The sequence below is a fragment of the Bradyrhizobium sp. Kon58 genome, assembly GCF_055807455.1.
In genome coordinates, this window is sequence record NZ_JBVVOT010000685.1 from 1 (window position 1) to 232 (window position 232).

General features: G+C 58.2%; 1 protein-coding gene. It reads left to right on the plus strand.

From position 1 onward, the window contains the following. Positions 1 to 232: catalase (locus AC0L20_RS41935; RefSeq protein ID WP_473295984.1), on the plus strand; the 232-nt coding region annotated here is incomplete at both ends.

A 232-nucleotide genomic window follows, 5' to 3' on the forward strand; every position in this document is an offset into this window, starting at 1 on the left:
GCGTGCAGATCGTCGCCGAAGAAGACGAACACAAGTTTGACTTCGACCTGCTCGACCCGACCAAAATCATCCCCGAAGAGCTGGTACCGATCACCCCGCTGGGCAAGATGGTGCTCAACCGCAACCCGGATAACTTCTTCGCTGAAGTCGAGCAGGTCGCGTTCTGCCCAGGCCACATTGTGCCGGGTATCGACTTCACCAATGACCCGCTGCTGCAGGGCCGTCTGTTTTC